Genomic DNA, 9,354 nt, shown 5'->3' with positions numbered 1-9,354 from the left:
GCGCGGCCGTGGTCGCCGGAGGGGGCGGGACCGGAAGCGGCATCGCGGCGGCCGGCGGCGCGTCGGGCATGCCTTTTTCGAGTTCGGAAATCAAGCCCTGGATTTGCTGGCGGATCGACTCGATGCGCTGCGTCTGCCCTTCCGTCGCGATCGACTGCATCCATGCGTCGAGTTGCGACTGGAAGGTGCGCAGCTCGCGCACCGCCGCGTTTTCCTCGGCGCGCTGAATCTTGCGCAAGCCGGCCTCGAGCTTCACGTCGACGCGCGATTCCAGATCCTCCAGGCGCTGGTTGACGATCTCCTCCATCGTCGCGTCGTAGGGCGAGGAGCTGATTTGCGAAATGCCGATCAGAAGTAGCGCGAGGGCGGATAGAATGAGCGCAAGCCCCGAAACGAAACTCACATTCTTCTTGTCGTCCATGGAAATCTCCTCCTTCGAAGCGTTCGAGGACCAGGATCGGGATACAGGGGGAATTGGCGGCGAGGCGATGGGAGGCGACGGGCGGTCAGCCGGCCTCTCGGGCTCGCCGGCCGTTTCGGCGGCCGGTTCGGGCTCGCTCACGCCGCCGGGATCGCGGCCATCATCGGCGGGTGCCGCGGGGATCGCCGGCGCGGGCACGGGCGCCTCATCGTTACCGGTGATCGCGGACGCGAACGTGCCGTCGCGCTCCGGCGGCTCCTCGCCCATCAGGCGCAGGTGCGTGTGGCAGTAGTCTTTCCCCGTGACGGCCGTCGCGCGGCACGGGCGACCGCTTTTCGTCGTGGCCTTACACTGGGTCACCGGCCAACCTCAAATCCGCGAATTTGCAATACGTTTCCAAGATGCGAGCGTTTTCAACGTATTTCCGGCGAGGGCGGGTGTCAAGGAATAACGAGGGCTTTTGGGGAGCAGGTCCCCGTTCCCGCGCGCGGAATGGACGGAACGGACATCATGGACCGAATGGACTTCATGGACAGTGGAATACGTGGCGCGCCCGCCCGCACGGTTTCGTTCGGCATCGGGTAATTCTGCTATGCTTTGGCGCCTTATGAAACGCTGCCGACGCACCGTCATCGCCGGGTTGATCGCACTATTGTTCGCCTTCGCGGCGTGCAAGCGCGAATCGACCGACCCGCCGCCCGCGCCTGCGCCTGACGCGATCCCGCAACGGATCATCTCGCACGCGCCGGCGTTCACGGAGATCGCATTCGAGCTGGGGATCGGCGAGAAGATCGTCGCGGTAAGCGATTTTTGCGTCTATCCGCCCGAGGTCACGAAGCTTCCCAAGGTCGGCGGCCTGCTCAACCCGAACCTCGAGCGCGCGGTGTCGATGCGGCCGGATCTCGTTTTCGTCGAAACCGGGGCGCGCGAGCTGGCCGAGCGATACCGCAAGCTCGGTATCCCCGTCCTGTTCATGCGCGTGGACGTTCTGGCCGACATCATCGACGCGGTCGAGAAGATCGCGACGGCCGCGGGCGTTCCCGAGCGTGGCGCGGTACTTACCGCAACGATCCGCGCGGGACTCGATGCGGTTCGCGAGAAAACCGCCGGCCGCGATCATCCGCGCACGCTGTTTGTCGTGGAGCACGTGCCGGGCGACCTGCGCGAGATCTATGTCGTCGGGCCGAAGAGTTTTCATGGAGAGCTGCTCGCGATCGCCGGCGGCGAAAACGTGTTTGCGAGCCTCGACAGGAAATACGCGAACGTGTCCGCGGAATCGATCCTGGCGCGCGATCCGGAGGTGGTCATCGTCATGTCGCGCAAGCAGGACGTGACGGAGGAGGACGTCGCGGGCGAGCGGGCGATCTGGGCGAAGCTGCCGACGCTCGCCGCGGTGAAAAGCGGCCGCGTGTACCTGCTGCCCGCCTCTCCCATCTCGGCGCCGACGCCGCGCGTGGTCGATTCCGCGAACCTGCTCGCGCGGATTTTGCATCCGGCGGCGTTTGAACCGCGGGATTAGATTCACGAAATACCACCGCGCGTTCCGGGGCCGTACAACTTGTCGGTGTCCGGGCAACTTTTTCCGCGTTTTTTTTGGCCGTGCTACAATCAGATGGCGCCGCGTTTTCATGGGAACGGAGGGTTTTATGTCGATACGCACGCTTGCCTATTTTTCGATTTTACTTGGCCTTGTCGTTTCGCCGCTCGCGTGTTCGTGCGGCGACGATGATGACGACTCCGCTGACGATGACGGCACCGATGATGATGATGATGATGACGACGCGGCGGACGATGACGAAGATTTTCCCGACGACGATACCCCGGGCGATGACGATACGGCGGGCGATGATGATGATGACGAAGACGATTGGGGACCAGAGTTCGATCCCTGCATCATCGTCGTGAGCGATTACAAGTGGGACGACCATCACGACGCGATGGTGACGATGCGAAGCGATGGCAAGTTCGCCGTTCTCTGGGATCGTTTAACCATCGATTGGGAAAATCCGGCAGCAGATCGCGAGCGAATCGTCTCGGTGCGGTATTTCGAATCCGATGGATCCCCCGCCACCGATTCGATCGTCGTTGATACGCCGGCGCCGCCGAAATTCATAAGCAGCGCGATCGGAAGCAATGACGACATTGTTGTTCTCGCTTGGACGGACGGGGACGAGGGCGACCCGAAACAAGGCGTTTACGTTCGTCTCTACGATTGGAACGGACAGGCGCTCGGGGAGAGGTTCGCCGTATTCGCGCAGGAGGGCGTGGTGGCGCGGTTTGGGTCATTATCCGTCAACGGCGATGGATACTTTCTCATCGAACATACGATCGAAGGGCAAACGGACAAATATCACCTTTTTAATTCCGGAGGTGATCCCTTCGGCGAGCCATTTACACTAGAAACGCCAGGGGTCGTCGGAATGGATTCTCAACGAGGTTTTGTCGTCGCCTGGAACGATGGAGAAGGTTCAAACTACGACGTTTATGCGCGGCGGTACGACGCAAACCACGCTCCCGTTGACGAGAGCGTCCGGGTCAGCGAAACCTCAAACGTTTTTCCGGCGTCGCCCGTCCTTGTCGTTTGGCCGGCCGGCGAATTCGCCATTGCCTGGCAGACAGCGGACAACCCCGAGGCAGCAAATATTCGCGTTTTCGACATGGACGGTAATCCGCGGACAGGCGAATTTTCTCTAAGCGCGAGCGGCGACCAGATCGACCGTTTTCCAAGCCTCGATAGCGCCTTGGATGGCCGTTTTGCCGCGGCGTGGTTACGTGGCGCTCTGCGGGACGATGTTCGTTTTCGTCGATTTGAAACCGACGCGACTCCCTCAGGCGACGACATTTCCGTGTTTTCTTTTGAACCGGCGACGTCTCCGAAGCTGGGATTTCCAAGCGTCGCAATGGGCGACGACGGGTCCAGCGTTGTCGCGGTCGCAGCAAGTATTTCGGGATATCCCTTCCAGGTGATCGCGCGGCTCATTGACGCAAACGGCAATCTTGTTTGCCCGGAGCTTTAACGAAATCCTGGACCGCCGCGCGTTTCCGCTGCCGGGCCGTGTGACCGCTTTCCACGGTGAGAAAATAGTTCGCCGAATTCTCGCCTTCTTTTGATACAATTCGCCTGCCGCGTTTTCATGGGAACGGAGGGACTTATGTTGATACGTTACTCATGGAGTTTCGCGGCGATTTTTTCACTGGCCCTTTTCGCGCTCGCGTGTTCGTGCGGCGACGACGACGATGACTCCGTGGACGATGACGCTGATGATGACGACAATTCGGCGGACGACGACACCGATGACGACGCGGACGACGATTCGGACGACGATCTCGACGACGACACCCACGGCGGCGATGAAGAATGCGTGTTCTGGCCGGCCGGGGGAGGCATCCACCACACGAGCCCCGATGTCGCGATGAACGCCGCGGGCAGGTTCGTAATTGGCTGGGTGCGCCAAGGCAGCATCTTGACGGACGACGACGAAAAAGCCGCGCCAGACGATGCGGTTATGGCCAGGTTCTACGATGAAAACGGAATCGCGGCCGGCGAGGCTGTCGAGGTCTTCGCGATGCAGGGCGTCGAATGGGCCTTTCCCCGGGTCGTTGCCGGCGACGACGTGGTTCTCATTGCGTGGACGCACACGGGCACGGACGGCAAGAAACAGGGCGTTTATGCGCGCCTGTACGAATGGTGCGGCGTGCCCCTCGGCGAGCCGTTCGCGGTTGCCGAATCCGTCGGCGACTGGACGGCCCTGTCGTCCATCGCGATGAAGACCGACGGGAATTTTCTCGTTCACTACCAGGTCGGCTCGTTCGGTGAAGAAACGGCGTGGGTGCGGCGCTACGACGCAACGGGCACGCCGGTCGGCGCCGCGTTCGAGGTCGATGAAAGCGGCATCCTCGGCATCGACGCCGACGGCGATTTCGTCCTGGCGTGGACGGAAGGATCGTCGACCGACTTCGACGCGTACGCGCGGCGATATCAGCCAGACGGCACGCCCTACGCCGAGAAGTTTCGCGTGAATCAGGCGACCGAGCTCGGGCAGGTCGTGACGGGCCTGGCCGTTGCTCCAGACGGACATTTCGTTGTCGCGTGGCATTTCATAGAGCAATACAACGCGCAGGTCGATGCCTTCGCGCGCGTTTTCGAGGCCGACGGATTGCCGCGCACCGACGAGTTCCGTATGAACGAGGATGTCCCCGGCGAACAGCCCCGTCCGGATGTCGCGATGGCCGCAAACGGGCGATTCGTCGCCGTCTGGCCGGATCGCGATCCGGGCGAATATGCGTTCGGCGCCAAAGGCCGCCTTTACGATGAGAACGCGACGCCCCTCGGCGAAGAGCTTGCGATTTTCAATGTGCGCGACGTGACAGACCTGGGAAACAATTCGCGCGTCGCGATGGCCAACGACGGAATTTTTGTCGCCGTAACCGATCGCTACGACGACGCGGATGAGTTCGTCAACGTCGCCGCCCGGCGGTTCGACGCGGATGGCAATCCGCTGTGCGTCACGCCGTGAGCTGTCGAGCGAATCACGCCAACTTGCCAGGATAAAGGGCGGCCATTGGCGATGAGCCAGCGGGTGTGGAACTTGAACTTCTCGCACCCGCTGGCGTCGGTGCTACAATCCTCTCGCCGCGCCATCATGGGGAGAAGGGGGAAATCATGTCGATACGCACGTTTTTTTTCTTTTCGATTCTGTTGAGTCTTGTCGCGTTTCCGCTCGCCTGTTCGTGCGGCGGCGACGATGACGACGATGACGACGACGCGGCGGATGACGACGACGAGTTTCCGGCCGATGACGACGACGATAGCGCCGGGGACGACGATGATGACGACGACAGCGCGGGCGACGACGACGGCGGCGATGATGACGACGATGGCGGCGACGACGACACGGGCGACGACGATCTTGGGCCGCGTCACGCCTTGATCGCGGCGGACGGGCGTGGCGCGTCGGTCGCGCTGTCGGAAACCGGCGTCGCGCACGCGGCGTGGGTTACGAGCGCCGGCGCGCTCGGGCATGGCACGTTCGATCTCGAGTCGGAAACCTGGGAGACGGCCGCTATCGCCGATGACGCGGATGCGGAAGGTGATACGTCCGTCGCGGTCGATGGCGAGACGGCGCACGTCGTGTACTCCCAAGGCGGCACGGACGTCGTCCTTCCGCTCATCTACCTGACGCAGGGCGAAACCTGGGACACCGCGTGGACGTGGTCCGGGCTGCCGGGATATCGCGTGCGCGGGCACGATCTCGCGCTCGACGCGAACGGCGACGCACACATCGCTTTTGTCGTGGAATATCCGGACATCAAGGGCGTTCTGGTGCTGATGTACGCCACCGATGCCTCGGGCGCATTCGTGGACGACGAACTCGACCTCGTCTACCCCGGCGGAATGCCGTCGATCGGCATCGACGCGAGCGGCGACGTTTACATCGTGACCGGCGGCCGTTTCTACACGAACGAGAGCGGCGACTGGGCGACGACGGACGACGACAACCTCACGCTGCCCTCTCTCGCCAACGAGCCCGACGGCGATCTGTACGTCGGCTATCTCGATAGCGCGGGGCCGCACTCGTGCGCGTGGGGCGGTCCGATGACGCCGGGCGGCCCGATCGGCGAGCCGAAGGCGTGCGTCGTCGATCCGCCGCTGCTCGGGTTCGGCATGGCGACGGGGATGTATTCCTACGCGTATCTCGACGACCTGGGCCGTCTATACAACACGCGCGTCACGACGGGATTCCAGTGGAACCGCGTCATTACCGAAGCGAAGGCGGGCTGGTCGTTTGCCGAGGGGCTCGTCGTCTCCGACGACGCGGGCCAATGGGACCACATCGTCTACGTGCACCACGACGACAACGAAGGCGCGAACGAGTTGCACCACGAGTGGGTTTTTACCGGCGAGTCGAACGACGACTGAGCCGGATTGTTCGCGGCGCCGCGTGCGCCAAAAAAGTGGGGGGAAAATGCGAACCGCGCTGATCGTCGCGGCGATGGCCGCGTGCGCGCTTTTGCTGCCGATGTCGTGCTCTTGCGGCGATGACGACGGCGATGACGACGCGGACGGCGACGATACCGATGAAGATGCGGGACCGGATGCGTGCGTCGATGCGGCGGTAACCGCGGACGGAAAGCAACCGGACGCCAACGAGGCGTGCGTGTTTGTCGTCAACGATCGCCCGGCAGGCGGAGTCTTTCACGCGGCGCCGAGCGTCGCCATGAACGCCGGCGGCGCGTTCGCGCTGGCATGGATCAAGGATTACTGGACGTACTCAGACGAAAAAGCGGACTACAACGCAGGCCTTTACCTGCGGTTTTTCGACGACGTTGGTCGCGCCTTCGGCGACTCATTTCACGTGCAGAATATTTCCGAGCGGTCTGTCGCGTATCCACGGATTGCGGCTGGCGACGATCGCGCGGTCGTGGCGTGGCGTCACGACGGGTCAAACGATTTGCAGGAAGGGATTTACGCGCGGCTTTATTGCCTTGACGGTGCGCCGATCTCGAACGCGATTCCGGTTTTATCGTACGAAACGGATGATGCGGAAATCGCGGACGTCATGATGGCGCGGGACGGCGCGTTCATCGTCCACTACCGATCCAACCGGTCCAGCGATTCCTATTTGCGTCGCTTCGATCGCGACGGGGAGCCCGTGGCGTCTTCGATCGCACTCGAACACGGCGGCGACGTGGATGCGGATGCGGACGGAAATTTTGTCCTGATCTGGAAACACGGATCGGCGCCTCAGCTTGACGTTTACGCGCGTCGATACAACCAGCGCGGTGATCCTTTCGGCGACGCTTTTCGCATCAACAAATCGACCGGAGAGCGGAACATTTGGTCGGATGTTGCAATGTCGCATTCGGGACGGTTTGCCGTCGCATGGACGCGCGTCGACACACACGCCATTGGTCGAGATGTTTTCGCGCGGCCTTTCGAGGCGGATGGCACACCCGCATCCGACGACATCCGTTTGAATGAAGACGACACGGGAGCGTTTCAAGCACCCCGCGTCGACATCGCGGCCGACGGGCGATTTGTCGCCGTATGGTTGCGCGAGTATCAAAGCTACGCTTTCGCGGTCGAGGCGCGCACGTTTGATGCGAACGGTTCACCGTCGAGCGACGTCATTGAGGTGTTTGATTTTCCGGAGGCCACCCCCGACTTCGATAGCGTAGCGGAGGTGGCGGTCAATGATGACGGTTCGTTTGTCGTCGTCGTCGAGCGGTACAACAGCAACGAGGAAGAAGACGTGGGCGACGTTTTGACGGACGACACGTCGGATGTTCTCGTTCGTCGTTTCGACGCGAATGGCAACGCGGTTTGCCCGGGTGAATAGAAATCGACGGGTGCTGACTAAATATTGATCAATGCCGTCAACATCGTGCGAGTTGATACATATAGATCAATAAATCGTCTTTCGGGTTACGCTCACATCGAAGGACGCGAATGACGTCATCCTGAGCGTAGCGAAGGATCTGGCTGACCCCTGCTGACGGCCACGCGTCGATCGGGACGGGGCTGGATCCTTCGCTACGCTCAGGATGACAAGGGAAAGGGGGGATGACAGGGGAAAGGCGGGATGACAGGGAAAGGCGAGATGACAGGGAAAGGCGCTCGGTTGAAGGGCAAGAAGCGTTCGGGATGATGCGGAGAGAACGTCCGTTCGACGCGAGCGGCACGGAGGCGGAGCGCTTTGGCGCGCCCTACCCGGCCGCAGGTTCCGGTGTTGCGCGGCGCAGGCGTTCGACGGCGAGCCAGATGTGGTTGACGGCCGCGGGCGTCATGCCCGGCAGGCGGCGGATCTGGCCGAGGTTGTCCGGGCGGATGCGCGAGAGCTTTTCGCGGATCTCCGTGGACAGTCCGTGGATGGCGTCGAAATCGAGCGCGGCGGGCAGGTGGACGCGATCGGCCGTCAGCCAGCGGCGAGCCTCGTCGTCCTGGCGGTCCAGGTAGCCGGCGTAGAGGATGCGCGTTTCGACTTCCGCGGCGACGTCCTCGGTCAGTTTGGGGCGGTGAGGGTCAAGCGGGGCGATACCGGCGTATCCGAGCTCCGGACGCGTCATCAGGACGGCGAGCGTCGCAGGTTTCTTGAGCGGCGCCGAGTCGAGCGCGGCCAGGGCGTTGTCGGACGGCGCGCCCGACGGAATGCGCGTTTGCGTCAGGCGTTCCACCTCCGCGTCGATCGCGTCGCGCCGGCGTTCGAAACGCTCCCAACGTGCGTCGCCCACAAGGCCGATCGCGCGGCCGCGCGGCGTGAGGCGGATGTCCGCATTGTCCTCTCTGAGAAGTAATCGAAATTCCGCGCGGCTTGTGAACATGCGGTACGGCTCAGTGACGCCGCGCGTGATGAGATCGTCGATCAATACGCCGATGTAGGCCTCGTTTCGCGCCAGGATAAACGGTTCTTGGCCTTTGATTTTCGCGGCGGCGTTGATGCCGGCGACAAGGCCCTGCGCGGCGGCTTCCTCGTAGCCGGACGTGCCGTTGACCTGCCCGGCGAAAAACAACCCTTCCACGTCACGCAACTCAAGAGTGGGGCGCAACGCCGAGGGGTCGATGTAGTCGTATTCGACCGCGTAGCCGGGGCGCGTGATCGAAACGTTTTCCAGGCAGGGAATGGATCGCAGCATCGCGAGTTGCACGTCGTAGGGCAGGCTGGTGGAAACGCCGTTGGGGTAGATCTCCTCCGCGGAGCGCGTCGTGGGTTCCAGGAAGATCTGGTGGCGGGTTTTATCAGCGAAACGCACGACCTTATCCTCGATGGACGGGCAGTAGCGCGGGCCGACGCCTTCGATGCGCCCGCCATAAAGGGGCGATCGCGAGAGGTTCGCGCGGATGATGTCGTGCGTCGTCTCGCTGGTGAACGTGATGTGGCAAGGGAGCTGCGTCACGTCCAGGCGGTCGTTCATGAACGAAAACGGGCGGGGGG

Annotated in this window: 8 protein-coding genes; 5 read left to right on the top strand and 3 right to left on the bottom strand. The window is 62.6% G+C overall.

The annotated features are described in order from the left end of the window. Window positions 1–781 (bottom strand): hypothetical protein (locus K8I61_01985; protein MBZ0270778.1); only part of this gene is annotated, 781 nt, incomplete at its 3' end. A gap of 247 nt (window positions 782–1,028) precedes the next feature. On the opposite strand from K8I61_01985, the gene K8I61_01980 reads away from it, so the two are divergent. Continuing rightward, on the top strand, window positions 1,029–1,940 hold the full coding sequence (locus tag K8I61_01980; protein ID MBZ0270777.1) for a helical backbone metal receptor: 912 nt from the start codon (window positions 1,029–1,031) through the stop codon (window positions 1,938–1,940). Window positions 1,941–2,100: 160 nt separating this feature from the next. On the opposite strand, the gene K8I61_01975 is transcribed toward K8I61_01980, so the two are convergent. After that, window positions 2,101–2,349, bottom strand: a complete 249-nt coding sequence (locus tag K8I61_01975) for a hypothetical protein (GenBank protein ID MBZ0270776.1) — start codon at window positions 2,347–2,349, stop codon at window positions 2,101–2,103. Here K8I61_01975 and K8I61_01970 point away from each other — a divergent pair. The 4 genes from K8I61_01970 (at window position 2,323) to K8I61_01955 (ending at window position 7,761) form a co-directional block, all read left to right on the top strand. Beyond that, complete coding sequence (locus K8I61_01970; GenBank protein ID MBZ0270775.1) at window positions 2,323–3,438, top strand: hypothetical protein; 1,116 nt, start codon at window positions 2,323–2,325, stop codon at window positions 3,436–3,438. The genes K8I61_01975 and K8I61_01970 overlap by 27 nt on opposite strands. A gap of 135 nt (window positions 3,439–3,573) precedes the next feature. Then, complete coding sequence (locus tag K8I61_01965) at window positions 3,574–4,938, top strand: hypothetical protein (GenBank protein MBZ0270774.1); 1,365 nt, start codon at window positions 3,574–3,576, stop codon at window positions 4,936–4,938. 146 nt (window positions 4,939–5,084) lie between these two features. After that, window positions 5,085–6,341 carry a hypothetical protein gene (locus K8I61_01960; GenBank protein ID MBZ0270773.1) on the top strand — a complete coding sequence of 419 codons (1,257 nt, stop codon included), beginning with the start codon at window positions 5,085–5,087 and terminating at the stop codon, window positions 6,339–6,341. Window positions 6,342–6,387: 46 nt separating this feature from the next. Next, on the top strand, window positions 6,388–7,761 hold the full coding sequence (locus K8I61_01955; GenBank protein ID MBZ0270772.1) for a hypothetical protein: 1,374 nt from the start codon (window positions 6,388–6,390) through the stop codon (window positions 7,759–7,761). A gap of 367 nt (window positions 7,762–8,128) precedes the next feature. Here the strand turns inward: K8I61_01955 and K8I61_01950 are convergent. Next, window positions 8,129–9,354: tRNA uridine-5-carboxymethylaminomethyl(34) synthesis enzyme MnmG (locus K8I61_01950; GenBank protein ID MBZ0270771.1), on the bottom strand; the 1,226-nt coding region annotated here is incomplete at its 5' end.

This window comes from bacterium (genome assembly GCA_019912885.1).
Lineage (GTDB): Bacteria > Lernaellota > Lernaellaia > JACKCT01 > JACKCT01 > JAIOHV01.
This window is presented reverse-complemented; position numbering and strand designations above follow the sequence as displayed.

Coding starts and splice junctions, on each gene's coding strand:
- K8I61_01955 (MBZ0270772.1), top strand. CDS start 6,388: ATGCGAACCGCGCTGATCGTCGCGGCGATGGCCGCGTGCGCGCTTTTG.
- K8I61_01960 (MBZ0270773.1), top strand. CDS start 5,085: ATGTCGATACGCACGTTTTTTTTCTTTTCGATTCTGTTGAGTCTTGTC.
- K8I61_01980 (MBZ0270777.1), top strand. CDS start 1,029: ATGAAACGCTGCCGACGCACCGTCATCGCCGGGTTGATCGCACTATTG.
- K8I61_01975 (MBZ0270776.1), bottom strand. CDS start 2,349: ATGGTCGTCCCACTTGTAATCGCTCACGACGATGATGCAGGGATCGAA.
- K8I61_01965 (MBZ0270774.1), top strand. CDS start 3,574: ATGTTGATACGTTACTCATGGAGTTTCGCGGCGATTTTTTCACTGGCC.